Source organism: Bradyrhizobium sp. 62B (genome assembly GCF_030272265.2).
Classification (GTDB): Bacteria; Pseudomonadota; Alphaproteobacteria; order Rhizobiales; family Xanthobacteraceae; genus Bradyrhizobium.
The window spans coordinates 4,074,102-4,098,211 of record NZ_CP092841.2; the positions used below are offsets into that span (position 1 = coordinate 4,074,102).

Consider the following 24,110-nt stretch of genomic DNA (forward strand, 5'->3'; position numbering starts at 1 on the left):
GTCCGACGTGAAGCGGCCGCGCAAGCGCGGCTCGAGCGTCGCGGTCATCGATATCGGTTCCAATTCGGTCCGTCTCGTCGTCTACGAGGGACTGACGCGGAGCCTTATCCCGATCTTCAACGAGAAGACGTTGTGCGGTCTCGGGCGCGAGGTGCAGAGCACCGGCCTGCTCGCGCCCGACGCCGTCGACAAGGCGCTGACCTCGCTCAAGCGCTTTCGCGCGTTGTGCCGCGTCATGCAGGTCGGCCGCGTCTTCGCGATCGCGACCGCGGCATGCCGCGACGCCTCCAACGGTCCCGATTTCATCGCGAAGGCCGAGCGCATCTGCGCCGTGAAGATCGAGATCCTGTCAGGCCCGCGCGAGGCGCGGCTGTCGGCGCTCGGCGTGATCTCCGGCATCCATCATCCCGACGGCATCGTCGGCGACCTCGGCGGCGGCTCGCTCGAACTGATCGACGTGCGCAAGAACAGCGTGCGCAGCGGCGTGACGCTGCCGCTCGGCGGGCTCGCGCTGCAGGATCTCGCGCACAAATCGCTCAAGCGCGCCGATCGCATCGTGCGGGAGGAGCTGGACGAGGTGCCGCAGCTCACGGCGGGCCGCGGCCGCACCTTCTACGCGGTCGGCGGCACCTGGCGCGCCCTCGCCCGGATCCACATCATCCAGAGCGGCTATCCGCTCCAGGTGATGCACGGCTATTCGCTGTCCGCGGCTGAAGCGCTCGACTTCTCCCGCAGGCTGCGGCGCCTGGCGGCCGCGGACATGCTCGCCGACATCGAGAGCGTCGCGGACGCGCGCCGCCCGCTCCTCACCTATGCTGCGCTGGTGCTCGAGCACATCATCCGGGTGGCGAAGCCGAAGACCATCGTGTTCTCGACCTTCGGCGTGCGCGAGGGCTTGCTGCACGAGAAGCTGCCCGAGGGGGAACGCAACAAGGACGGCCTGATCTGCGCCGCGGAAGAGCTGAACCGGTTGCTGTCACGCTCGGCCAAGCACGCCCACGAGTTGATCGCCTGGACCGATCGCCTCGCGCGCGTGGTCAAGCTGCGCGAGACCGAGGAGGACCGCCGGCTGCGCCACACCGCGTGCCTCTTGTCCGACATCGGCTGGCGCGTGCATCCCGATCACCGCGGCGAGCAGACGCTGAGCCTCGTCGTCAACGGCAATTTCGGCGCGATCACCCACACCGAGCGCGCCTTCGTCGGCCTGTCGGTGTTCTATCGCTATGCGGGTCTGAGCGAGGAAAACCAGCCGCCGGTCACGATGCAGGAATTGCTGACGCCGGCGCAGCTCGAACGCGCGCGCCTCTTGGGCGCTGCGTTCCGCGTCGCGCATCTGATCTCGGCAGCGCGCCCCGGCGTGCTGCCGGCCACGCACTTCCGGAGCCAGGGACGTAAACTGATGCTCGTGTTCGAGCACCGCCTCGGTGACCTCGTCGCCGACCGCGTCGGCAGCCGTTTCCGCCAGCTCGCCCGCTTGATCAATCGCGCCGGCTCGATCGTGCGGCGCTGACCAACCGAACAGCGCGGCGAGCGAACGGCTAGGTTGCCGGACCAGCAGCAGTCATCCGATCGCGGCCCTCCTCGGGCGCGACCATGGCTTTCAGTCCGCCAAGTTCGGACTCGGCAAGAACAAGCTGCCATCCATAGGCGCTGAGCACGTCTTGCACGATGGAAAGGCCGAGGCCAGCCCCTTCGCCACGCTCGTCCAGCCTTACTCCGCGTTGGAGCACGCGTGCACGTTCGGCAGGCGCGATACCCGGACCGTCGTCTTCGACCGAGATCGCCGGTTTTGCCGCATCCGCAGCAATGCGCACCCGGCTCCTGGCGTGACGGGCGGCGTTTTCCATGAGATTGCCCAGCACTTCCGCCAGATCTGCGCGATCGAGTGGCACGCTCGGCTCGCCCGTCATGCGGATCTCGAAGTCGAGCCGCTGCGCTGCAGGCGTACGCGCCAGCGTCAGAATCAGGGACTGGACGAGCGGTCTGAGCGACGTGGAAATCCCGCCGCGCAGTCGTGCCGTCCCCCTCGCCCGCGCACGTGCAAGCTCGCGGTCGACGTGACGGCTCATTGTCTCGCCGACGGCTTCGATCGCCTGCGCGACCTCCAGCTCACCGCGCTGGCGCAACAGCGCGACATCGGTCGCGAGTGCGGCAAGCGGCGTCTTCAACCCGTGCGCCAAGTCGGCGGCGCGGCTGCGCGACCGCTCGATTTCGCGTTCCTGGGCGTCAATCAGGCTGTTGACCTCTTCCACCAGCGGCTTGACCTCGGCAGGGACATCGACGGGGAGATGCTTGCATTGCCCGGAGCGGACGTCGGCGACGCCGCGACGAAGCGCGTCCAGCGGACGCAGGCCCAGTCCGACCTGGATCGAGGTAGCAGCCACCAGCACCAGACCCAGCACGCCAAGCGCCAGCGCCAGATCCCTGGCGAAATGCGAGGCGGCAGCCGATACGCGGGCGAGATCGGCCGCCACCGCGACGCGCACCGGCGCGCGGCGGTCGCCCAGGGTGAGCAGCACGCGGCGTTCACTGACCAAGAGGCGTGCGTTTGCGGGCCCGGGGATGATGTGGCGGTGCAATTCGCGAGGCGACGGCTCGTCCCGCGGGAGGTCCAACGCCGTGTCCCACAGCGAACGTGAACGCAGCACCTGACCGGCGTCGTCCGAGACCTGCCAGTACAAGCCCGAAAGCGGGTCGGCAAAACGCGGGTCGGCCGGCGGCCGGCCGACCACCAGCCTGCCCTGCGCATCGGCATCGATGCCCGCAACCAGCTGCTTCAGATAGACGTCGAGGTCGTCGCCGATGGTGCGCGCGACATGGCGTTCGAACAGCAGGGTCAGCCCGGCGCCGGCAATCGTCAGCGCGATCAGGATAGCTAGGAGTCCGCCAACGATCAGTCGCAGCCGCAGCGAGCCCCAGCTCACGGCGTCGTCTCCGGCACCAGATAGCCGAAGCCGCGCCGGGTCTCGATCAGATCGGAACCCAGCTTCTTGCGAACGCGGCCGACCAGCACCTCGAGCGCGTTGGACTCGTGATCCTCACCGTGGCCATAAACGTTTTCATCGAGCTCCTGCTGCGACACCACGCGTCCACGATGGTGCAGGAGAAACGCAATCAGGCGATATTCCAACGGCGACAACGCAACGGGTGCGCCGCGCAGCGTTACCTTCATCTGACGTTCGTCGAGCTCGACGTCGCCCGCGATAATCCGTGGGGAGGCATGCCCGGCCGAGCGGCGCACGATCGAACGCAGCCGCGCCAACAATTCCTCCATTCGGAACGGCTTCGGCAGATAATCGTCCGCGCCCGCGTCGATGCCATCGACGCGCTCGGCCCAGCTGCCGCGCGCCGTCAGGATCAGCACGGGCATAGACCGCCCGTTTGCGCGCCAGCGCTTGAGTACCGCCAGACCGTCCATGCCGGGCAAGCCTAGATCGAGCACGATCGCGCCGTAATCCTCGGTGTCTCCGCGGAACCAGGCTTCCTCGCCGCTGCGGACCGTCTCGACCACATAACCGGCCGCGCGCAGCGCCGTCTCCACGTCGGCCGCGATCCGTCGGTCATCCTCCACGAGCAGTAGGCGCATCACTTCTCCTTGATGCGTTCGATCTCGCCGCTGCGCGCGTCCACGTGCGCTTCGTAGAGCCGGCCCTTGTCGTCGATCAGGCGAAACTCATAGATCCAGCGCCCTCGCGCCCGCTCTATCTCGACCCCCGCAATTTCGCCCGGCAGCTTGCCGCGAAGCGACGCGAGAATGTCGGCCAGTGACCTGATCTCGCCCGCCTCGACTGCGCGGCGAACCGCATCGGGCGCGCCTTTATCGTGATCGCCTGCGGCCGCAGGCATCGGCGCGAGCAGAACGCCTGCCAGCAATGGCACCGCGAGGAATTCCACAAAACCACAGGATCGCATTGGCAGAGAATGCCCCAATCAAGCTGACAGATAGCTGACGTGTATCAACAGGCGCCGGTCAGGGCTGTTCTGCCAAGGTCCGCTCATCGCCTCGCCGCATGACGCGGCCGGGCGCCACAAGCCGGAGAGAACCATGCGAAAGATCACCGTCTTCACTGCCACCGCCGCCGCCTTGCTCGCAGCCGCCGCAACCTCTCATGCCGGGAGTCTCGGGCGCCCCTGCACCGCGGCGCCACAGACAGATTGGCTTCCGCTCGAGCAATTGCAGGCCAAGATCGAAGCACAAGGATACAAGGTCCAGAAGGCCAAGCTCAAGAACGCCTGTGGCGAACTCTACACGATCGACAAGTCCGGCAGCCGGGTCGAATTGTTCATCGATCCGACCAACGGCCGGATCGTCGGACAGCTGTGAGGGCTGCATCATGAGCGCCATTCACGACACGATCGTAGCTGGGGGCGCCATGCCGCCGGCTACGATCAAGGTCTGGGACCCCTTCGTGCGCGTGTTCCATTGGTCGCTGGCCGGGCTGTTTCTGCTCGCTTATGCGACCGGGGACGAGATCGAAAAGGTCCATATCGCCGCCGGCTACGCCATTGCCGGACTGCTTGCGCTACGCATCGTGTGGGGCTTCGTAGGACCGCACCATGCGCGCTTCAGCGACTTCGTGCGCTCGCCCCGCGCGGTGCTCACTTATTTGCGCGACGTGGCGCTACTCAGGGCGCCACGCTATCTCGGCCACAATCCGGCCGGCGGCATGATGGTGGTGGCGCTGATCGTCACGCTGCTCGGCACCTGCACCACCGGTTACATGATGACGACCGGCAGCTTCTGGGGAGCCAAATGGGTGGAGGAGGTCCATGAGACGTTCGCCCACATCACGATTGGCCTCGTGGTCGTCCACGTGCTCGGCGTGCTGGTCGCAAGCTTCGAGCACCGCGAGAGCCTGGTGACCGCGATGATCACCGGGAGGAAGCGTGCGTCGTGAGCGAAATGGGCCGGGCGCGAATGACTCGCGCGGCGCAACGCTCATCTGCCGACGAAGCGGCTTCCGTTCCACCACAGCGTTCGGCTCGTGCCTCTCCCGTCCACAACTTCAAGGACGGCCCGATCGTGGGAAGAGGACAGCCGAACGTCGGAAGCGTGCACGGAAAGCACGCGCCGGTAACGTCCGCTTGTCGAGACATAGACCTCGTGCAGGCATCCTGCGGATCCGCAATAGGCCGTTCTGTTGCGGCAACGAAAATCGTCGAAGTGGAGCGCCAGGAATTGAGCGCCGGGCACGGTCAGATAGAGAGCAAAGCGTTGGGCGGCAGCGATCGGGGCGCCGCACGCGGCATCCCATTTCCGCACATCGGCCCGGATTTCAGGCGGCAGCATGTCGATGTGCGCGGAGCTCCAGGGATCTTGGGCCGTTCCACTATGGGAGAGCGCCGGCTGCGAGAGCCCAACGAGCGTGACAAGGCCGATTGCCGGAATCGAAGCGAATCTTGTTGGTCTCACGGCCGCCTCTCCGAAGAATGCAAACACAGCCTAGCTCCGCGGGCCGGGACCGACTTGAGCAAGATCAACAGAGGCCTTCCGCGGACGGCAAGCAGTCTTCCCAAGCGGTTGGCCCGCTTGAGACAGATCAACCCTCCAATCCGCTGGTGCGCTAAGCGAAACCTGCAATCGAGCAGCGCTTCGCTCGCCGGTAAATCCAGGGCTTTCCTCATGCGAGTCAGTCGCGGAAATCTCCCTCTGACGTGTCCTGGGCGCGCACTCGCTCGCATGATGCTTGCTCTTGCATTGAGCTTGTCATCTTCGGCATCCATGGCGCAGGACGAACTGAAGCTGAGCGATGCGCAGGCGCGCAATCTCGGTGTCCGCGTGACCCATCCGGTCGCGAGCCGCACCGATCTGACGCTGCCCTACCCGGTCCAGATCGTGATTCCCACCCAGCAATTGTGGGTCGTCAGTGCGCCGGTGGCCGGCATGGTCGCCAACCTCCTGGTCGGGCGCGGTGACCGCGCCACGGCCGGCCAGCCGCTGGTCACGCTGGAGAGTCCGAGCTTCGTCTCCCAGCAACGCGACTATTTGCATGCGATCGCGCAGGAGCACCTCGCCAGCCAGCAGCTCAAGCGCAACGTCGATCTGTTCGAGGGTAAGGCCGTGCCGCAACGCGTGCTGGAGGCCAGTCAGGCCGAAGAGCGCCAGGCCGCTCTCGTCGTCGCCGAGCGGCGCCAGGTGCTGCGCCTGAGCGGGATGTCCGACGAAGCCATCTCTCACTTGTCCCAGGAAGCGGCGATCAGCGGCACGCTCACGGTCAACGCGCCGCAGACCGCATCCGTGGTCGAGGTCGCGGTGTCGCCAGGGCAGCGGCTCGAACAATCCGCGCCGCTCGTCAAGCTGGCGCGGCTCTCGCCGCTATGGGCGGAGATCGCGGTTCCTGCCGCCAATATCCGAGCGATCCGCACCGGGGCGAAAGTCGAGATCGAGGGCTATTCCGTCCCCGGCAAGGTCGTGCTGGTGTCCGAGACCATCGACGCTGCCACCCAGACCATTCTGGTGCGCGCCGAAGTCCCCAACGACGGCGAGCTGCATCCCGGCCAGACCACCGCCGCCCGCATCGGCTTTCTCTCCGCCGGCGAAAGCGCCTTCGAGATTCCGTATAGCGGGCTGGTCCGGCGGGGTGAGCAGACCTCGGTCTTCGTCGCCATCGACGGCGGCTTCCGCCTGGTCCCGGTGAAGCTGCTTGCGGAAGACCAGGACCACGTCGTGGTGTCGGGCCCCATCATGGACCGGGACGCGATCGCGATCGGCGGCATCTCGGCGCTTCGCGGCATTCTCTCGGGCCTGGGGCAGTAGATGCTCCGGCGCCTGGTTGCGTTCGCGTTGTCGCAGCGGCTGTTCGTCGTGTTGAGCGTGTTGCTGGTGATCGGCGCCGGCGCTGTCCTCCTGCCCGGCCTGCCGATCGACGCCTTTCCTGATGTCTCGCCGGTTCAGGTGAAGATCATCATGAAGGCGCCGGGTCTCACTCCCGAAGAGGTCGAGCAACGCATCACCGTGCCCGTCGAGCTCGAGCTGCTGGGATTGCCGAACAAGAAGGTGCTTCGCTCGACCACGAAATATGCGCTGGCCGACATCACCGTCGATTTCGAGGACGGCACCGACATCTACTGGGCGCGCAACCAGGTCTCGGAGCGCCTGTCGAACGTCGCGCGCGATTTCCCCGACGGGGTGAGCGGCGGTCTTGCGCCGATCACCAGCCCCCTCGGCGAGATGTTCATGTTCACGATCGACAGTGCCGAGCTTTCGCTCGCCGAGCGCCGGACCCTGCTCGATTGGGTGATCCGCCCCGCACTGCGAACGGTGCCGGGCGTTGCGGATGTCAACGCGCTCGGCGGCTATGTCCGAGCCTTCGAGATCGTGCCGCGCAACGACGCGCTGGCCGCGCGCGGTATTTCCTACGACCTGTTTCGCCGGGCCATCGAAGCCAACAGCCGCAATGACGGTGCCGGGCGGGTGAACCAGGGTGAAGACAGCGCGCTGGTTCGGATCGAAGGCAGCATCCGTTCGATCGAGGACATCAAGGCCATCATCGTCGACTCCCGCGACGGCGTGCCGATCCTGGTCAACGACGTCGCGACGGTCAAAGTCGGGACGCTGACGCGCTATGGCGCCGTCACGGCGGACGGCCGCGGGGAAACTGTCGAGGGCCTGGTCCTCGGCCTGCGCGGGGCCAATGCGGGCCAGCTCATCCGCGACGTGCGCGCCCGGCTCGCCGAGCTGCAGCCCTCATTGCCGAAGAGCGTGTCGATCAACGTGTTCTATGACCGCAGCCGCCTGGTCAACCGCGCCGTCGGCACTGTGGTGCGGGCCCTCGGCGAGGCCACAATCCTCGTCATCGTTCTTCTGCTGCTCTTCCTCGGCAACTGGCGCGCTTCGCTGGTGATCGCGCTCAGCCTGCCGCTCGCCATCGTGATGGCGTTGATCGTCATGCGCCTGGTGGGAATGTCGGCCAATTTGATGAGCCTCGGCGGCCTTGCGATCGCGATCGGCATGCTGATCGACGCGTTGGTCGTCGTCGTCGAGAACATCGTCGGCAATCTCGGCAAGCAGGAGCCGGACAAGTCTGCGCCGCTGATCCATTTGGTCTACCGTTCGGTGTGCGAAGTGCTCGAGCCGGTCGCCTCCGGCGTGCTGATCATCATCATCGTGTTCGTTCCCCTGCTGACGCTGCAGGGGTTGGAAGGCAAGCTGTTCATCCCGGTCGCGCTGGCCATCATTTTCGCGCTGGCCGCCTCGCTGCTGCTGGCGCTCACATGGATCCCGGTTGCGACGTCTTTCGTGCTCAAGTCCGCATCGCATCACGATCCCCTGCTGGTGCGGGCGGCCCAACGGGTCTACGCGCCGGCATTGGACTGGGCCCTGCGCAACGAACGCAAAGTGATAGCGGCAGCGCTGATCGCCCTGGTCGCGGCGGGCTTCGCCTACACCAAGCTCGGCAAGACGTTCATGCCGACGATGGACGAAGGTGACGTCATCGTCAGCGTGGAGACGCTTCCCTCGGTCAACCTCGACGAGTCGCTTGCCATGAATGCAAGGCTGCAGACCGCGCTGCTGGCCGTGCCTGATATCGCCGGGATCGTCGCCCGGACCGGATCGGACGAGCTCGGCCTCGATCCCATGGGCCCCAACCAGACCGACACGTTCCTGGTGCTCAAGCCGGCCACTGAGCGCACAACCGACAATCGCGAGGCCCTGCTGCAGAAGCTTCGCGAGGTTCTGGCCGGATTTCCCGGCATTTCGCTGAGCTTCACCCAGCCCATCGACATGCGCGTGCAGGAGATGATCAGCGGCGTGCGCGGCGACGTCGCGGTCAAGATCTTCGGCCCCGACATCGCGAAGCTGAACGAAACCGCGGCAAAGCTTTCGGCGATCCTCTCCAGCATCGACGGTGCCGAGGACGTCTACACCACGCTGAACGAAGGCGCTCAATATTACACGGTCGCGGTCAATCGCATGGAGGCCGGCCGCCTCGGCCTGACCGTGGATTCCATCGTCAACTCGCTGCGGACCCAGATCGAGGGCCGGACGATCGGCACCGCGCTCGAGGAAGGACGCCGCACGCCGATCCTGGTCCGGGGTAGCGAGACGACAAGGGAAGCGCCGACATTGCTGGCGAGCCTGCCGCTGACGCTCGCGTCCGGACAGCATGTCGCGCTGTCACAGGTCGCCCGCATCCAGCGCGTCGACGGCCCGGTGAAGATCGACCGCGAGGACGGCGCCCGCATGAGCGTGGTGCGCGCCAACATCCGCGGCCGTGACATGGTCGGCTTCGTCGAAGCGGCTCGTCAGAAGGTGGCGACCGACCTCCCGCTTCCGAACGGCTACCGGTTGACCTGGGGCGGACAGTTCGAGAACCAGCAGCGCGCCGCCGCGCGCCTGTCCGTCGTGGTGCCCGTCGCGGTCGGGCTGATCTTCGTGCTGCTGTTCACAACGTTCGGTGCCATCCGCCAGGCCTTGCTGGTGCTGGTCAACATTCCCTTTGCGCTGATCGGCGGCGTCTTCGCGCTGGTGGTGACGGGTGAGTATCTGTCGGTGCCGGCCTCGGTCGGATTCATCGCGCTGCTCGGCATCGCCGTGCTCAACGGCGTCGTCCTGGTCTCCTACTTCAACCAGCTCCGCGCCCACGGCCTTCCCGAAGATCGCATCGTCGTCGAAGGCGCCCTGCGCAGGCTGCGGCCCGTGCTGATGACCGCGAGCATCACGGCGCTGGGCCTGATCCCGCTGCTGTTCGCTTCCGGTCCTGGATCCGAAGTGCAGCGGCCGCTCGCCGTGGTCGTGATCGGAGGATTGCTGTCCTCCACCCTGCTGACCCTGATTCTCCTGCCGATCCTGTATCGCCGCTATGGCGGGACGTCGAAGGTGGCGAAATGATCGACCAGCCCGTCTGTCTCACGCTGATCGTGCCTCACCAGCTCCGTGACGAGATGTTCGACTTTCTCACTGAACAGAGCGACCTGGTTTCGGGATTCACCGCGTCACAAGGCTCGGGTCACGGCACGGAGGTCCGTTTGCATACGGCCGCCGAACGCGTGAAGGGCCGCGCCGACCAGACAATCGTGCAAGTGGTGCTGCCGGGGAAAGATGCCAGCCGCCTGCTCGACCGCGTGCGGGTTTCGTTCGCTGGAACCAAGCTGGTCTACTGGACCACGCCCGTGACGGAACGCGGCACGATCGAGTGATCCGGCTATTCGGCCGACGCTCGCGCGTGCCGCTCGGACGATTCCAGGGCGGCGGCAGTCAGCTTGCGCCGGCGCCAGATGGTGCCGACCACCAGCACGACGACGACGCCGAGTGCGGCGCAGAAATATTCGCCGCCGGACCCGCCATGGCCGAACTGCGGCGGGATGCGCAAGGCGCCGAGCATGCTGTCGAGCGAGGCACCGAACGGACCGTCGAACAGCGTGTGCAGCTTCGGCGCGACGCCCGGATCGGTCGCGATCACCTCGCCCGCGATCCAGCCGAGCAGCGCCGCACCGGCCCAGACCAGCACCGGAAGCTTTTCGAGCAGCGCCATGATCAGCGCCGCGCCGGCGACGATCAGCGGCACGCTGATGGCAAGGCCGAGGATCAGGAGCGGCACGCTGCCATTGGCGGCGGCGGCCACCGCAATGACGTTGTCGAGCGACATGACGATGTCGGCGACCACAACGATCTGCACGGCCTGCCACAGATGCGAGGCGGCATCGACGTCGTCTTCGTCCTCGTGTTCCGGCACCAGCAGCTTGGCCGCGATCACGATCAGGGCAAGGCCGCCGATCAGCTTGAGATACGGCAGCTCCATCAGCGTTGCGACGATGCCGGTGAAGATGATCCGCAGCATCACCGCTGCGCCGGCACCGAAGATCATGCCCCACAGCCGGTGTCGCGGCGAGAGGCCGCGGCACGCGAGCGCGATCACCAGCGCGTTGTCGCCGGACAAAAGGATGTTGATCCAGATGATCTTGCCGACCGCAATCCAGAAGGTCGGCTCGGCCATCTCGTTGCGAAACTGGGTGAAGAATGCCCCGATCGTTGCGGGATCGAAGATCTGCCAGAGCCAGTTCACAATACGTCCTTTCGCCCCGTCGTATTAACTTGGCGGCTGATCGATCAGCCGACGATCTCGTTGCCCGAGAAGAACTGCGCGATCTCGATCGCGGCGGTCTCCGGGGCATCCGAGCCGTGGGCGGAATTCTCGCCGATCGACTTCGCGTAGAGCTTGCGGATGGTGCCCTCCGCGGCCTTGGACGGATCGGTCGCGCCCATCGCGTCGCGATACCTGGCGACGGCATTCTCGCCTTCCAGCACCTGGACGACGACCGGACCCGAGGTCATGAACTCGACGAGCTCGCCGAAGAACGGCCGCGCCTTGTGGACGGCATAGAAGGTCTCGGCCTGCTCCTTGGTCATGCGGATGCGCTTCTGCGCGACGATGCGCAGGCCCGCCTTTTCGATCACGGCGTTGACGGCGCCGGTCAGGTTACGCGCGGTCGCGTCGGGCTTGATGATCGAGAAAGTGCGTTCGATGGCCATAATCTTGTCCTTGGAAGAAAACCGGTGGTTGGCGGGTTGCGGGGCTTATATCGGCGCCTTTGCCATCCGGCAAGCGACCGCCGGTATGACGCCACAGGCGCTTCGCCGCAGGACCGTGACCGATCTGGATTACGACAATTTCACCCAGATGAACCCAATCTGAAGACTCTGTCAGGATTTGGTTCAGCCTCGCCGGCGTAGGGTTGGTCCATCGAAACCGAAGCCTGACCATAGGGCGGACCGTTTCGGCGGCCTTTCCATCGACGCGGATTGCCCCCGCGCCGGCAGTTCTGAGGAGATCACCATGTTGAGGAAACTTTCGCTTGCCGCTGTCGCTGCGGTTGCGCTCGGTGCCGCGCTGGCGCCGACCTCGGCCTCCGCTCACTGGCATGGCGGCGGACCGGGCTGGCATGGCGGTGGCGGCTGGCACGGCGGCTACCGCTGGGGCGGCCCGCGCTTCTATGCCCCCGTCTCCTACGGCTATGGCGGCTGCTATGTGCGCCGGCTGGTCCCAACCCCCTGGGGACCCCGCTGGCGGCTGATCAACCGCTGCTACTGAGCCCGACAGCACCTTTCTGAAGACCGACAGGTATCTGCGCCCCCCACAGGTACCTTCCAAGAGGAGCCCCGGCGATCCCCCCGCCGGGGCTTCGCATTTTGGGCGGATACGGCGGGATTCCTACAATTTTGACGAGAATGGCAGCCATCCCTGGGAATCGCGAAACCATTTTGGGGGCCAATGACTTGGTACCGTGTCGATACTTTGAGAACACGGAACCTGCGTAATGGCTGGCCTTCTTGCCAATGACAGCGAACAAATCGACCGGCGCACCACCCGCTCGATTTGCGATGCCGTGGGCGAACGGCTCCAGCAGAGCCTCCGCCCCGAAACCCGGCTCCCGACACATCTTGAGCAGCTCCTCAACGAGCTGGAACGGCGCGAACGCGACCCCCATTAGGCTGCGGGCAAGCAGTTGCAGAAACGGGTTGCGTTTGATGCCGGCTGCGGTGACAAGGCCGCATGCTGTCCATTACCGACCTCTCCATCCGCCTCGCCGGACGCCTTCTGATTGACCAGAGTTCCGTGCAGATCACGCCGGGATCGCGCGTCGGTCTGGTCGGACGCAACGGTACCGGCAAGTCGACGCTGTTCAAGGTGATCCGCGGCGAGCTCGCGGCCGAGCACGGCTCGGTGATCTTGCCGCCGCGCTGGAGCATCGGCAGCCTCGCCCAGGAAGCCCCGAACGGGCCCGAAAGCCTGATCTCGGTCGTGCTCAAGGCCGATCTGGAACGCGACGCGCTCCTCACGGAAGCCGAGAGCGCGACGGATCCGCACCGCATCGCCGAGATCCAGACCCGCCTCGTCGACATCGACGCGCATTCGGCGCCGAGCCGCGCCGCCGCGATCCTCTCGGGCCTCGGCTTCTCCGCCGCCGACCAGCTCCGCCCCTGCGCCGAATTCTCCGGCGGCTGGCGCATGCGCGTCGCGCTCGCCGCCACGCTGTTCGCGGCGCCCGACCTGTTGCTGCTCGACGAGCCCACCAACTATCTCGATCTCGAGGGAACGCTGTGGCTGGAGGATCACCTCGCGCATTATCCGCGCACCGTGATCGTGATCAGCCACGACCGCGACCTCCTGGAAAGCTCGGTCGACCAGATCCTGCACCTGGAGCGCGGCAAGCTCACGCTCTACAAGGGCAGCTATTCCTCCTTCGAGGAGCAGCGCGCCGCGCGCGAGCTGCTCGATGCCAAGGCCGTCAAGCGCCAGGAGGCGGAACGGGCGCGCCTGCAGGCCTTCGTCGACCGCTTCAAGGCCAAGGCCTCGAAAGCCCGACAAGCACAGTCTCGCGTGAAGATGCTGGAGCGGCTGAAGCCGATCACGGCGCTGGTCACCGAGGACGTGCGCGAGATCAGCTTTCCCGCTCCCGAGAAAATCCTGTCGCCGCCGATCATCGCGGTCGACAACGCCTCGGTCGGCTACGATCCCACGGCGCCCGTGCTCAATCGCGTCACCTTGCGCATCGACAATGACGACCGCATCGCGCTGCTGGGCGCCAACGGCAACGGCAAGTCGACGCTGGTCAAACTGCTGGCCGGACGCCTTGCGCCATTCTCCGGCAAGGTGACTCGCGCGGACAAGCTCTCCATCGCCTATTTCGCGCAGCACCAGCTCGACGAACTGAACGAGGACGCCTCGACCTACGACCACGTCCGCAAGCTGATGGGAAGCGAGGCGCCGGAGGCCAAGGTGCGCGCCCGCGCCGGCGCGATCGGCTTCTCCGGCAAGGCCGCCGACACCAAGGCCGGCAAATTGTCGGGCGGCGAGAAGGCACGGCTGCTGTTGGGCCTTGCGACCTTCTTCGGCCCCAACATGATCATCCTGGACGAGCCGACCAACCATCTCGACATCGACAGCCGTGGCGCGCTCGCCGAAGCCATCAACGAATTTCCCGGCGCGGTGATCATGGTCTCGCACGACCGCTATCTGATCGAGGCCTGCGCCGATCGGCTCTGGATCGTCGCCGATCGCACCGTGACCAATTACGACGGCGATCTCGACGAATACCGCCGCCTGGTGCTGTCGACGCGCAACGGCGAGCCTGCCCCGCGCGAGCGCAGCGCGTCAGCCGAGAAGCCGCAGCGCGCAAGGTCGGACAATCGCGGCTCGCTGAAAAAACGCATCGCGGAAGCTGAAGCCGAGATCGCCCGCGTCAGCGAGATCATCACCAAGATCGACACGGCGCTGGCCCTGCCCGACATCTTCACGCGCGATCCCAAGCAGGCCGCGCAGTTGTCAAAGGCACGCGCCAACGCCGCCGATGCGCTGGCACGGGCGGAGGAGCAGTGGCTGGAGGCGAGCACGCAGTTCGACGAGGCGGCAGGGTAGCCGCCTCGCCCGCGAGGGCCTCAAATCAAGAACCTGCAAAACAACCCCATGCACAGTAGAGGCAATTAGACACCTCTCGCTTAGTCATTGAAGGGTATGCCTTTTGTGGGCTCGGTCGGAGCGCCTGGTTGGGCGATCCCGGCGCAATTGCTCGCCGGCTTTCGCCCTGCCAGCACCTCCCTGAAGAACGCCAGCGCATCCGGGAAGGCGGCATTCACGCCGCCATTGTGGGTCATGCCCGGATAGGTCTTCCAGACCGCGTCATTGCCGGCCGAACACAGGGCGACAACGGCCGCATATTGCCGGAGCGGCGGCAGCACGGAATCGGCAAGTCCGGTCCCAAGCAAGACGGGCACCGGCAGACGCACGGGCTTCATGTCGGTCGGAGGCGGAAAGCTCGCCTCGATCTTGGTCAGCGGCTCGACATAGGCATTGTCGGCGGTGACGCCGTCTTTCTGCGCAATGGCACGCATCTCGCCCGTGCAGCTCTTGCGCGCGGCGTGCAGCACGAGGCCTCCCTTCTCCGTCACCAGCTTGTCGACGGATGCCCCATCCGGAAGCGAACCGCCGAGCATCATCAGCGTGAGATAGATTGGCGAGCCGATCTTGAACGGCTCCGCGGGCTTGTACGGGCCATCCGGAAAGCTCGACACCAGACCTGTGGCGACGGTGGCGAGCAGCGGCACGTCGGGGGCATAGCTCGGCGCGACGGTCGTCGCGCCCAACGCGGCGCCCGAGCCCTGCGACTGCCCGGAGATGAAGACTTTCGGCGCGAGCTTGTCGGCATGCGCGGCACGCGCCGCACGGACGGCATCGAGCACGGAGCGCCCTTCGGCGGCCCAGATGAGATAGGGGTGCGGTCCGGGTCCGCCGAGCCCCTGATAGTCCGTCGCCACCACGGCGAAGCCGCTCTCCAGCCATCGCTCGATATAGGTGGCATCGCGCGGCTTGTGCCCGGTCCAGGACGGCGCGCAACTGTCCGCGACGCCCAGCGTGCCGTGCGCCCAGGCCACCAGCGGCCAACCGCCCGCCGGCGGCTCTCCGGCCGGCAGATAAAGCGTTCCGCTCACGGGGACGATGCCGGCGTGCCAGCGCAGGTCCGTCGAGCTGTAGAGAATGCGCCTCGCCAGCGCAGCCTTCGTGATCTCCGGCTGCGCCGGCAGCGCCTCCTCCCGGAGCATCACGCCGGGGCCGGACGGAAGTGCCTCCGTCCAGCGATAGAAGGGCGACAGATCCTGATCGCCCCATTGCGGGCCGACGGGCAATGTGGCGCTTCCCGCATCCGCCTGCGAGATTCCGAGCGCTGCAACGATGACGAACGCGATCGCTGATTTCAATGTCGCTCCTCCGGCCTCAGTCTGCATATTGCCCGGCGGCCTTGATGATCGGCGCCCAGCGGTCGATTTCACTCACCAGCATCGCGCCGAGCGCCTCCGGCGTCGCCTTGTCTTTCGGGGCAGGCTCGGTGTTGATGTCGTTGAGCCGGGCGATCATCGCGGGATCCTGGAGTGCGGCCTGGAGCGCCGCCGTCAGCTTCTGAATGATCGCCGGCGGCGTGCCCTTCGGCGCATAGAGGCCGTGCCAGACGCCGAGTTCAAAGCCCTTGAGGCCTGCCTCGTCTGCTGTCGGCAGGTCGGGCAAACTCTTCAACCGCTCCTTGGTCGTCACCGCATAGGCTTTGACCTGCTTGGCCGAGATCGGCCCGGTGGTGTTCGTCGCCTGATCGCAGGTGAGATCGATCTGCCTGCCGAGCAGATCGTTCATGATCGGGCCGTTGCCCTTGTACGGCACCGTGGTGAGCTGCTTCTGGATCGCCGTCATGAACAGCATGCCGCACAGATGCGACGCCGCACCGAGCCCGGCATTGGCATAGGTCAGCTTGTCGCCCTGCTGCTGGGCGTAGGCGACCAGGTCCTTGAGCGTGTCGGCCGGGAAATCCGGACGCGCGATGATGGTCATCGGCGCGTTGGTCACGAGCCCGATCGGCGCAAAGGCCGTCTTGGTGTCGTAGGTGAGGTTGCGATAGAGCGTCGCTGCAGTCGAGATGCCGACGTGATGCATCAGCAGCGTATAGCCGTCGGGCTGAGCGCGCGCGGCGCGGGTCGAGCCGATGATGCCGCCGGCGCCGGTCGCGTTCTCGACGATGACCTGCTGGCCCAGCGACTTCGCCATGCCCGCGGCCGTCAGGCGGGCGATGGTGTCGGTAGGCCCGCCGGCGGCGAACGGCACCAGCATGGTGATCGGCCTCGTCGGATAGTCCTGGGCGAAGGCCGCGCCAAGCGGCAAGAGCAGAGCCGACACGAGGGCAATGAACCGCATAATTTCCTCCAGATTGTTATTGGCGCCATCAAAGCGGATTCCTGGCCGCACGGCCATCAGGAAAGCGACTTCATCAGGAGGGTTGCGATCACGATCATGATTGCGCCGCCGACACGGGTCGCAATCTGTGCGAAGGCCATCAGGCCCATGCGATCCGCCGCGCCGAGAATGGCGACGTCGCCGGTTCCGCCGAGACCGGAATGGCACGCGGTCACGATCGCCGCCTCGACCGGATACATGTTTAGCCATTTGCCGACGAAGAAGCCCGACGCGATCATCGCCAGCACCGTGGTCGTGCAGATCATGATGTAGCCCGGATTGAACGAGGCAACGAGTTGCTGCCATGAGACCAGCAAGGTCCCCATCGCCACCAGGATCGCAAACGTCAGGTTGGTCGACATGAACTTGTTGATCTGATAGGCGCCGAGCTCCATCTCGGCTGGGAGTAACCTCGTCAGCTTCAACGCCACTGCGGCGATGATCATCATGATGGGACCCGGGATGCCGGTGAACGGCGCCAGGACCATGCCCAGCACGAACAGGCCGCATGACAGCACCATGCCGGCGCCGAGCAGCCCAAGATCGATCGGCCGGTCAGGCTGCACCTCGCCGAGAATGTCGCCGTCTCCGGTCTTCACCAGCATGCCGTTGCCGTTGAGCTCGCGGCGCGTCTCGCCGAGCCGCGCGAGCAGGCCGGCGCTGACGATGGCGACGACGTTGCCGAGCAGCGCCGCCGGCACCATCTGCGCCACCAGCTCGGCCTGCGGCCGGTGCAGCATTTCCGAATAGGCAATCGACAGCGGCAGCACGCCCTCGGCAAGGCCGCCGCCGACAATGGGAATGATGACGAAGAAGAACGTGTCCTTCGGGCTGTGGCCGAACAGAAGTCCGACCGCGATGCCCGCGGAGACGGCCGCGATCGTGCCGACAAGGAGCGGAACGAACATGCGGATGAAGCCCTGGACCAGGACCCGGTAGGGCATGCCAAGGATCGAGCCCGCGACGAGGCAGGCGATGAAGAAATATTGAAAATTGGCGGTGCGGAACGTCGTCGCGATCGCCTTCAGCGCAACCTCCGGCATCAGGCCGTAGCTCACCAGGGCCGAGGGCACGAACAGGCAGAGGATCGCCGTGCCGCCGATCTTGTTCAGACTGGGAATCGTCTGTCCGAGCTTGCCCAGGAGGAAGCCGAGCAGCGTCAGGACCAGAAGGCCGCCGATCACGTCGTTCGGCAGCTTGCCGGAATAGACGGCGGCGGCACAGACGAGCGCGGCCGCGAGGTAGATGCCGAGCGGCAAGGGGCCGATCTTGAGGCCGGCAAGCTTCGTCGCAGAAGCGGTCTCCGGCGCTTCAGCCGCGCGATAAGTCATGTCTACCAAGGGTCCCTCCGCTGTTTATCGTTCTTCGTGGCGCGGGGTCGAGCCGCGCCCGGCGCGTGCAGTCTCAGGCAATCCAGGGATTCTCCGCGCGATGCCGCGTCTCGAAGGCGCGGATGTCGTCGGCGAAGACGAGCGTGGAGGCGATGAAATCGCGGCCGGTCAGGAAGGCCTCCTTCCTGTCCGGCTCGATATCGAATGCGATGGCGCGGTGGCCGCGGTCGAAGCGGATCGTCTGCGCGGCGAGATCGATGGTGAGGTCATTGCGCGCATCGTCCGCCACGACGGTGGCAAGCTCGGAGACGACAGCGGGATCAAGCGAGATCGTCAGCAGGCCGTTGTTGGCGCAATTGTCGTTGAAGATTCCTGCGAAGGTGGTGCCGATCAGCGCGCGGATGCCGAGTTGCTGGAGTCCCCAGACGGCGTGCTCGCGGCTCGAGCCGCAGCCGAAATTCGGGCCCACCAGGAGGAAGCTGGCGTCGCGATAGCCGTCCTGGTTCAGGATGAAGTCCGGATTGGGCTTGCCGTCGCTGAACCGCAGCAGGTTGAAAGTCCCCTCGCCGAGGCCACTGCGGTCTACGCCCTTGAGGAACATCTTCGGCATGATCACGTCGGTGTCGACGTTCGGCGCCAGCATCGGCGCCGCGATGCCCGTGACCTGATGGAACGGCGTCATTGGCGTGATCCCTCCAGAAGCGAACGCACATCGGTGATGCGTCCGGTGACGGCAGCGGCCGCCACCATCGCCGGGCTCATCAGGTGCGTGCGCGCGCCCGGGCCCTGCCGCCCTTCGAAATTGCGGTTGGTCGATGACGCGCAGCGCTCGCCCGGCTTCAGCACGTCGTCGTTCATCGCAAGGCACATCGAGCAGCCCGATTGCCGCCATTCGACGCCAGCATCCGTGAACACCCTGGCGAGGCCTTCGGCCTCGGCCTGCGCCCTGACCTGGGTCGAGCCCGGCACCACGATGGCCCGCACGCCGTCCGCGACGCGGCGGCCGCGAAAGATTGCGGCGGCATCGCGCAGATCCTCGATCCGCGAATTGGTGCAGGAGCCGATGAAGGCGAAGTCGATCGGAACGGATTGAATGGGCAGTCCGGGCGCAAGGCCCATATAGCTCAGCGCGCGCAGCGCGGCCGCCTTGCGGTCGGACGCCGCCTGCCCTGCCGGGTCGGGGATGCTCTCCGTGACGGCGATCGCCTGGTCGGGGCTGGTGCCCCAGGTCACCAACGGCGCGACCTCGGACACGTCGAGCGCGATCTCGCGGTCGAACCGCGCGCCGGGATCCGAAGCCAATGCAAGCCAGCTCCGGGCGGCGCGCTCCCACATCTCGCCCTTTGGCGAACGCGGACGGCCCTTCAGATAATCCAGTACCTTCTGGTCCGGCGCGATCACGACACCGCGCGCGCCCGCCTCGACGATCATGATCGACATCACGATCCGGCCCTCGACACTCATGTCGGAGACGACGGGACCGCCGAACTCCACGGCATATCCGGTCGCACCGTCGGCACCGATCCGCCGGATCACCTCCATGACGACGTCCTTCGGTGTGACGCCGAGCGAGAGCCTCCCGGTCAGATCGATGCGCATCGTCTTGAGCCGGCGGTAGCGCACTGTGGAGGTCGCGAGATAGTGCTCGATGTCGGACGTGCCGATGCCGTAGCCGAGCGCACCGAACGCGCCATAGGCCGTGCTGTGACTATCGCCCGCCGCGATCACCATGCCGGGCATGACCAGCCCCTGCTCCGGCGCGACGACATGCTCGATGCCCTGCCGGGGATCGAGGATGTCGAAATATTCGATGCCGAAATCCCTGGCGTTATCGGCAAAATAGTCGACCTGCCGCGCCGCCGCGCCGTCCGGCATCGCGTGGGTGCGCCGGGCGGCCGTCGGGTTGACGTGGTCGACCACCATCAACGCCGCCCCGGGATTCCAGACCTTGCGTCCGGCCGCGCGCAAGCCCGCGAAGGCTTGCGGACTGGTGTATTCGTTGAGCACGGTGCGGTCGACGTAAAGCAGCACGAGCCCGGACTCATCGAGATTGCGGACGACGTGGGCGTCGACCAGTTTGTCGTACAGCGTGCGCGCTGCCATCGCGCTGTCCTCCGGAAAAACTCTTGTCCCGACCGTGCCGTCCGCCGCACTGGAAATCCAATGTCGTGTTCTGATATCGTTATGCAGATCATGCATAAGCAATGCAGGGATGTCGGGAGGCTGCGATGGAGATCAACTGGCTGCACGATTTCATCGCGGTTGCGACCACGCGCAGCTTTTCGCGGGCGGCCGAGCAACGCAATTGCTCACAGCCGGCGCTGAGCCGCAGAATCCAGGCGCTCGAGGTCTGGACCGGCGCACCGCTGCTGGAGCGCACCACGCACAGCGTCAATCTCACGCTGGCCGGCGAAGGGTTTCGCGACATCGCCGAGGACGTCCTGCGCCGGCTCGCCGCCGGCCGGCTCGATGCTCAGGAGCGGGCCCGCGGCACGTCCGACGTGCTGAAATTCGCCTCGACCAACGCGCTGTCGCTGACCTTCTTCCCGGATTGGCTGCGCGGCATCGAGACCGAGCTGTCGTTCGTGCCGAACGTGCAGCTCGTCGCCAACCACATGGAGGCCTGCGAACGGATCCTGCTGGCGGGCGATGCGCATTTCCTGCTCTGCCATTACCATCCGGCGGCAGCCACGGCGCTGACGCCGTCGCATTTCCGCTCGCTTCACGTCGGCAACGACAGGCTCATCCCTGCGTCGATGCCGCTGTCAGGCCGGAGCAGCAAGCCGCGTTTCAAGCTGCCGGGCTCGGCAGCCGCGCCGGTCCCATTCCTGAGCTTCCGTCCCGAATCGGGCATGGGGCGAATCCTCGAAGCGGTGCGCGCGACATCGCGGCAGGATGTCCATCTACGCCCGACCTTCACCTCGCATCTTGCAAAGCTATTGGTGACGATGGTGCAGAACGGCCGCGGCATGGCTTGGCTGCCCGAAAGCCTGATCAGCGATCAGCTCGCCTCCGGCGAGATCGTCGCAGCAGGCGGCGAAGAATGGCACGTGCTGATCGAGATCCACGTGTTCCGGCCAAAGCTGCGGCTGGCCAAGGCCGCCGAGGCGTTTTGGAGTCACATCGAGAAGAACGGCGCGCGGACTTAGGGATGACAGCGGCGCGAACCGTGAAGACGGCCGCGTTTATTCGCGCGGTATCGGAAGCACGAGCATTCGCTTACGCGTGCTTCTTCTTCGGCTTGGCCGCCCTCGGCACCGGCTGCGGCTCGGGATTGCCCTCGATCGAGGACAGGCGGCCGGCTGTGAAGGTATAGATGCCCGCGCGCGGGCCGGTGGTCCAGGTGACGACGGCGACGCGGCGGCCGGCGGCATCGTTGGAGAGGTTGACGTTCGAGGGCGCGCCGATGCCGCGCACCACGTCGCATTCGGTGTGGCCGAGCGCAACCGTGCCGCCCATCGGCGACGGCGCCGTCGTCGATGCGTTGGCATCGGCCGGCCCGGGCGGCGGCGTCATGCCGGCACAGGCCCCGTCGGCACTGACGAGATCCTCAGCCCCGACCGGCTTGTCGGGGGTCAGCGGCGGCGACTCGATCGAGATGTTCTTGATGAAGATGCGGCCCGGCTTCTGGAACCATTCCGCGTCTTTCGACAACAGGTCGGTCCCGCTCGAACAGCCCGCGACCAGCGGTGCTATTGCGGCCAACGCAACTATGAGCGACCTGGGAAGCTTTTGATGTCGCACGATAAACCAAATTCCCCGCGTGAAGGACCAGCCCTAAGCGATTGTCCCAACATCACTTTGCGGCACGAAGGTGACAAAAGCCAGCATCGCCCGAAAAGTCCAAATTATCATTAATTGCCAAGGACGATTGCCAAGGACGATTGCCAAGGACGATTGCCAAGGATGATTGCCAAGGATGATTGCAAAGGATGATCGCCAAGGACGCTAATTCCGACGCTGCCACCGGCCCCGTTCGTCGGCCTGCCAATAGGTGACATCAAATCCCTTCGCCTTGCAATCCATCCAGGCACTGCGGGCGAGCGCCAGCGCATCCGGATCATCACCGTTGAACAGCAGCACCATGCGCGCATAGCCCTGCGCGTCCTCCGGGAGGGCCGCATTGTCGACCAGGAAGCGGACATGGGCGCCGTTGGGATTGCCCTCCTCGATCGCCAGCACGATCGGCTGATCGGCGGCATCGTTCACGCGCCATGTCGCGTGCGGCAGGAAGGAATCGTCGCGATAGGTCCATAAATGGGCGTCGAGCGCGTCGGCCCGTTCCTCCGAGGTCGACTGCACCACGACGCGCCAGCCGCGCTCGAGCGATTTCTCGAGAAGCGGCGGCAAGACGTTCTCCACCGTCATGTTTTGCAGATGGTAGAACAGCACTTCCGTCATCGCGAGGTCACTTGCGCTCGTAGTGATCGGCGACCAGGCGGTCGAGCAGACGGACGCCGTAGCCCGCGCCCCAGCTGTGGTTGATGTCGGTCTTCGGCGCGCCCATGGCGGTGCCTGCGATGTCGAGATGGGCCCAGGGTGTGCCGTCGACGAAGCGCTGCAGGAACTGCGCCGCGGTGATCGATCCGCCATGACGGCCGCCGGTGTTCTTCATGTCGGCGAACTGGGAATCGATCAGCTTGTCGTATTCGGCACCGAGCGGCATGCGCCAGACCTTTTCCCCGCTCTCGGTGCCGGCCGCCAGCAGTCGTTCGGCAAGCTCGTCATTGTTGGAGAACATGCCGGCATGCTCGGTGCCGAGCGCGACCACGATCGCGCCCGTCAGCGTCGCCAGATCCACCATGAATTTCGGCTTCACCTTCTTGGCGACGTACCAGAGCACGTCGGCCAGCACGAGGCGGCCCTCCGCGTCGGTGTTGATGATCTCGATGGTCTGGCCCGACATCGAGGTGACGATATCGCCCGGCCGCTGCGCATTGCCGTCGGGCATGTTCTCGACGAGGCCGATGGCGCCGACCACGTTGGCTTTGGCTTTGCGCGCCGCCAGCGCGTGCATCAGGCCGACGACGCAGGCTGCGCCCCCCATGTCGCCCTTCATGTCCTCCATGCTGCCGGCCGGCTTGATCGAGATGCCGCCGGTGTCGAAACAAACGCCCTTGCCGATGAAGCTGACCGGCGCCTCGCCCTTCTTGCCGCCGTCCCAGCGCATGATCACGGTGCGGCTCGGCCGCGCCGAGCCCTGGCCGACGCCGAGCAGCGCGCCCATGCCGAGCTTCTGCATCGCCTTGACGTCGAGCACCTCGACCTTGACGCCGAGCTTGCGGAGCTGACTGGCGCGGCGCGCGAATTCTTCGGGGAAGAGCACGTTCGGCGGCTCGTTGACGAGGTCGCGCGCGATGATCACGCCGTCGACGACGTGGCCGGCCGCGACAAACGCCTTCTTCGCGGCAGCGGCATCGCCGACCGCAAGCGAGATGTCGGCGCGCGAGGCCCCCTCCTCGCCGTCCTTCTTCTTGGTCTTGTAGCGGTCAAACTTGTAGGCGCGCAGGCGCAGGCCCGAGGCGATCGCAACCGCCTGCTCGCTTCCCATCGCACCATCGGGCAGTTCCGCCATGATGGTCATGGCGGCGCTTCCTGCGGGAAGCTTGCTCGCCGCCACACCACCGAATTTGAGGAAATCGTTCGCCTTCAGGCCGGCCGCCTTGCCGGCGCCGATCACGATCAGGCGAGTGGCCTTCACCCCTTCCGGCGCCAGGACGTCCAGCGCCGCCCCGCTTTTACCCTTGAAGGCGGCAGCGGCGGCCGCGCGCTTCACGAGGTCGACGGCGCCGCCCAGCGCCTTGGCCGTCGCGGGGCCGACCTTCAGATTGTCGTCGCAGAACACGACCAGGATGCCACGGGCGGCTGATGACAGCGGGACGAAGCCGACCTTGATGGCATCGGACATGGGTAACTCCTTCAAAATTCTTGGTCTTTTTGCCGTTCACGGGTCCTGGCGGGGCGACGGACCTGAACGACGATTCAGTGAGCCTTGCGCACTATGGGCCAGCGGCCCGGCAGATGCCAAGCACCCCCGTGGCCGGCAGGCCACAACGAGGGA

General features: G+C 66.0%; 25 protein-coding genes. 11 read left to right on the top strand and 14 right to left on the bottom strand.

What is annotated here, in order from left to right; translation table 11 throughout:
• Positions 1-7: 7 nt before the first annotated feature.
• A complete protein-coding gene (gene ppx / locus ML401_RS19250; protein ID WP_194408326.1) occupies positions 8-1,510 on the top strand; it encodes an exopolyphosphatase in 1,503 nt (500 codons plus the stop codon).
• Between the two features lie 28 nt (positions 1,511-1,538).
• Here ppx and ML401_RS19255 read toward each other — a convergent pair whose 3' ends face one another.
• The 3 genes from ML401_RS19255 to ML401_RS19265 are packed head-to-tail and all read right to left on the bottom strand — an operon-like array spanning position 1,539 to position 3,846.
• On the bottom strand, positions 1,539-2,924 hold the full coding sequence (locus ML401_RS19255) for a sensor histidine kinase (protein WP_285806584.1): 1,386 nt from the start codon (positions 2,922-2,924) through the stop codon (positions 1,539-1,541).
• Entirely contained in the window at positions 2,921-3,586 is a 666-nt protein-coding gene (locus ML401_RS19260; RefSeq protein WP_259211177.1) for a response regulator transcription factor, read from the bottom strand. The genes ML401_RS19255 and ML401_RS19260 overlap by 4 nt, the downstream gene beginning before the upstream one ends.
• Positions 3,586-3,846: a PepSY domain-containing protein gene (locus tag ML401_RS19265; RefSeq protein ID WP_249156928.1), complete on the bottom strand. Its 261-nt coding sequence runs from the start codon at positions 3,844-3,846 to the stop codon at positions 3,586-3,588. Before ML401_RS19265 ends, ML401_RS19260 begins: the two co-directional genes overlap by 1 nt.
• A gap of 199 nt (positions 3,847-4,045) precedes the next feature.
• Between ML401_RS19265 and ML401_RS19270 the strand changes: the two genes are divergently transcribed.
• Positions 4,046-4,324 carry a PepSY domain-containing protein gene (locus ML401_RS19270; protein ID WP_211417342.1) on the top strand — a complete coding sequence of 93 codons (279 nt, stop codon included), beginning with the start codon at positions 4,046-4,048 and terminating at the stop codon, positions 4,322-4,324.
• A gap of 10 nt (positions 4,325-4,334) precedes the next feature.
• Positions 4,335-4,898 carry a cytochrome b/b6 domain-containing protein gene (locus tag ML401_RS19275; RefSeq protein WP_285806585.1) on the top strand — a complete coding sequence of 188 codons (564 nt, stop codon included), beginning with the start codon at positions 4,335-4,337 and terminating at the stop codon, positions 4,896-4,898.
• A 41-nt stretch (positions 4,899-4,939) separates the two neighbouring features.
• Here ML401_RS19275 and ML401_RS19280 read toward each other — a convergent pair whose 3' ends face one another.
• Positions 4,940-5,290, bottom strand: coding sequence for a hypothetical protein (locus tag ML401_RS19280; RefSeq protein ID WP_211417344.1), 351 nt, complete (start codon positions 5,288-5,290; stop codon positions 4,940-4,942).
• Between the two features lie 390 nt (positions 5,291-5,680).
• On the opposite strand from ML401_RS19280, the gene ML401_RS19285 reads away from it, so the two are divergent.
• The 3 genes from ML401_RS19285 to ML401_RS19295 are packed head-to-tail and all read left to right on the top strand — an operon-like array spanning position 5,681 to position 10,140.
• The gene (locus ML401_RS19285; protein WP_376717284.1) at positions 5,681-6,757 is read left to right on the top strand and encodes an efflux RND transporter periplasmic adaptor subunit; all 1,077 of its coding nucleotides are present in this window, start codon (positions 5,681-5,683) and stop codon (positions 6,755-6,757) included.
• Positions 6,758-9,832 carry an efflux RND transporter permease subunit gene (locus tag ML401_RS19290; protein WP_285806587.1) on the top strand — a complete coding sequence of 1,025 codons (3,075 nt, stop codon included), beginning with the start codon at positions 6,758-6,760 and terminating at the stop codon, positions 9,830-9,832.
• Entirely contained in the window at positions 9,829-10,140 is a 312-nt protein-coding gene (locus ML401_RS19295; RefSeq protein ID WP_285806588.1) for a DUF3240 family protein, read from the top strand. The genes ML401_RS19290 and ML401_RS19295 overlap by 4 nt, the downstream gene beginning before the upstream one ends.
• Positions 10,141-10,145: 5 nt before the next feature.
• On the opposite strand, the gene ML401_RS19300 is transcribed toward ML401_RS19295, so the two are convergent.
• Together ML401_RS19300 and ndk are read right to left on the bottom strand one after the other, a co-directional pair.
• Complete coding sequence (locus tag ML401_RS19300; protein WP_194402435.1) at positions 10,146-11,006, bottom strand: TerC family protein; 861 nt, start codon at positions 11,004-11,006, stop codon at positions 10,146-10,148.
• A gap of 44 nt (positions 11,007-11,050) precedes the next feature.
• Entirely contained in the window at positions 11,051-11,473 is a 423-nt protein-coding gene (gene ndk / locus ML401_RS19305; RefSeq protein ID WP_194402436.1) for a nucleoside-diphosphate kinase, read from the bottom strand.
• Here ndk and ML401_RS19310 point away from each other — a divergent pair.
• The 4 genes from ML401_RS19310 (at position 11,466) to ML401_RS19325 (ending at position 14,360) form a co-directional block, all read left to right on the top strand.
• Positions 11,466-11,636: a hypothetical protein gene (locus ML401_RS19310; protein ID WP_211417349.1), complete on the top strand. Its 171-nt coding sequence runs from the start codon at positions 11,466-11,468 to the stop codon at positions 11,634-11,636. The two genes, ndk and ML401_RS19310, sit on opposite strands and share 8 nt — an antisense overlap.
• Before the next feature lie 141 nt (positions 11,637-11,777).
• Positions 11,778-12,032 carry a sulfur globule protein precursor gene (locus tag ML401_RS19315; RefSeq protein ID WP_135165369.1) on the top strand — a complete coding sequence of 85 codons (255 nt, stop codon included), beginning with the start codon at positions 11,778-11,780 and terminating at the stop codon, positions 12,030-12,032.
• Between the two features lie 226 nt (positions 12,033-12,258).
• On the top strand, positions 12,259-12,432 hold the full coding sequence (locus tag ML401_RS19320) for a hypothetical protein (RefSeq protein WP_194402438.1): 174 nt from the start codon (positions 12,259-12,261) through the stop codon (positions 12,430-12,432).
• Positions 12,433-12,494: 62 nt separating this feature from the next.
• On the top strand, positions 12,495-14,360 hold the full coding sequence (locus tag ML401_RS19325; RefSeq protein ID WP_285806589.1) for an ABC-F family ATP-binding cassette domain-containing protein: 1,866 nt from the start codon (positions 12,495-12,497) through the stop codon (positions 14,358-14,360).
• Between the two features lie 80 nt (positions 14,361-14,440).
• On the opposite strand, the gene ML401_RS19330 is transcribed toward ML401_RS19325, so the two are convergent.
• The 5 genes from ML401_RS19330 to leuC all read right to left on the bottom strand — a co-directional run bounded on the left by ML401_RS19330 (position 14,441) and on the right by leuC (position 20,152).
• Entirely contained in the window at positions 14,441-15,697 is a 1,257-nt protein-coding gene (locus ML401_RS19330) for a lipase family protein (RefSeq protein ID WP_285806590.1), read from the bottom strand.
• Between the two features lie 16 nt (positions 15,698-15,713).
• On the bottom strand, positions 15,714-16,679 hold the full coding sequence (locus tag ML401_RS19335; RefSeq protein WP_285806591.1) for a tripartite tricarboxylate transporter substrate-binding protein: 966 nt from the start codon (positions 16,677-16,679) through the stop codon (positions 15,714-15,716).
• Positions 16,680-16,735: 56 nt separating this feature from the next.
• Positions 16,736-18,049, bottom strand: coding sequence for a 2-hydroxycarboxylate transporter family protein (locus ML401_RS19340; protein ID WP_285812706.1), 1,314 nt, complete (start codon positions 18,047-18,049; stop codon positions 16,736-16,738).
• Positions 18,050-18,122: 73 nt separating this feature from the next.
• A complete protein-coding gene (leuD, locus tag ML401_RS19345; protein ID WP_285806592.1) occupies positions 18,123-18,731 on the bottom strand; it encodes a 3-isopropylmalate dehydratase small subunit in 609 nt (202 codons plus the stop codon).
• A complete protein-coding gene (leuC, locus tag ML401_RS19350) occupies positions 18,728-20,152 on the bottom strand; it encodes a 3-isopropylmalate dehydratase large subunit (protein ID WP_285806593.1) in 1,425 nt (474 codons plus the stop codon). The genes leuD and leuC overlap by 4 nt, the downstream gene beginning before the upstream one ends.
• A gap of 125 nt (positions 20,153-20,277) precedes the next feature.
• On the opposite strand from leuC, the gene ML401_RS19355 reads away from it, so the two are divergent.
• A complete protein-coding gene (locus ML401_RS19355; protein WP_285806594.1) occupies positions 20,278-21,198 on the top strand; it encodes a LysR family transcriptional regulator in 921 nt (306 codons plus the stop codon).
• A gap of 70 nt (positions 21,199-21,268) precedes the next feature.
• Here ML401_RS19355 and ML401_RS19360 read toward each other — a convergent pair whose 3' ends face one another.
• The 3 genes from ML401_RS19360 to ML401_RS19370 all read right to left on the bottom strand — a co-directional run bounded on the left by ML401_RS19360 (position 21,269) and on the right by ML401_RS19370 (position 23,957).
• Entirely contained in the window at positions 21,269-21,754 is a 486-nt protein-coding gene (locus ML401_RS19360) for a hypothetical protein (RefSeq protein WP_194402445.1), read from the bottom strand.
• Between the two features lie 243 nt (positions 21,755-21,997).
• The gene (locus ML401_RS19365) at positions 21,998-22,450 is read right to left on the bottom strand and encodes a DNA polymerase III subunit chi (RefSeq protein ID WP_285806595.1); all 453 of its coding nucleotides are present in this window, start codon (positions 22,448-22,450) and stop codon (positions 21,998-22,000) included.
• A 7-nt stretch (positions 22,451-22,457) separates the two neighbouring features.
• Positions 22,458-23,957 (bottom strand): leucyl aminopeptidase, encoded by a 1,500-nt coding sequence (locus tag ML401_RS19370; RefSeq protein WP_285806596.1) that lies wholly within the window; start codon positions 23,955-23,957, stop codon positions 22,458-22,460.
• Positions 23,958-24,110 lie beyond the last annotated feature (153 nt).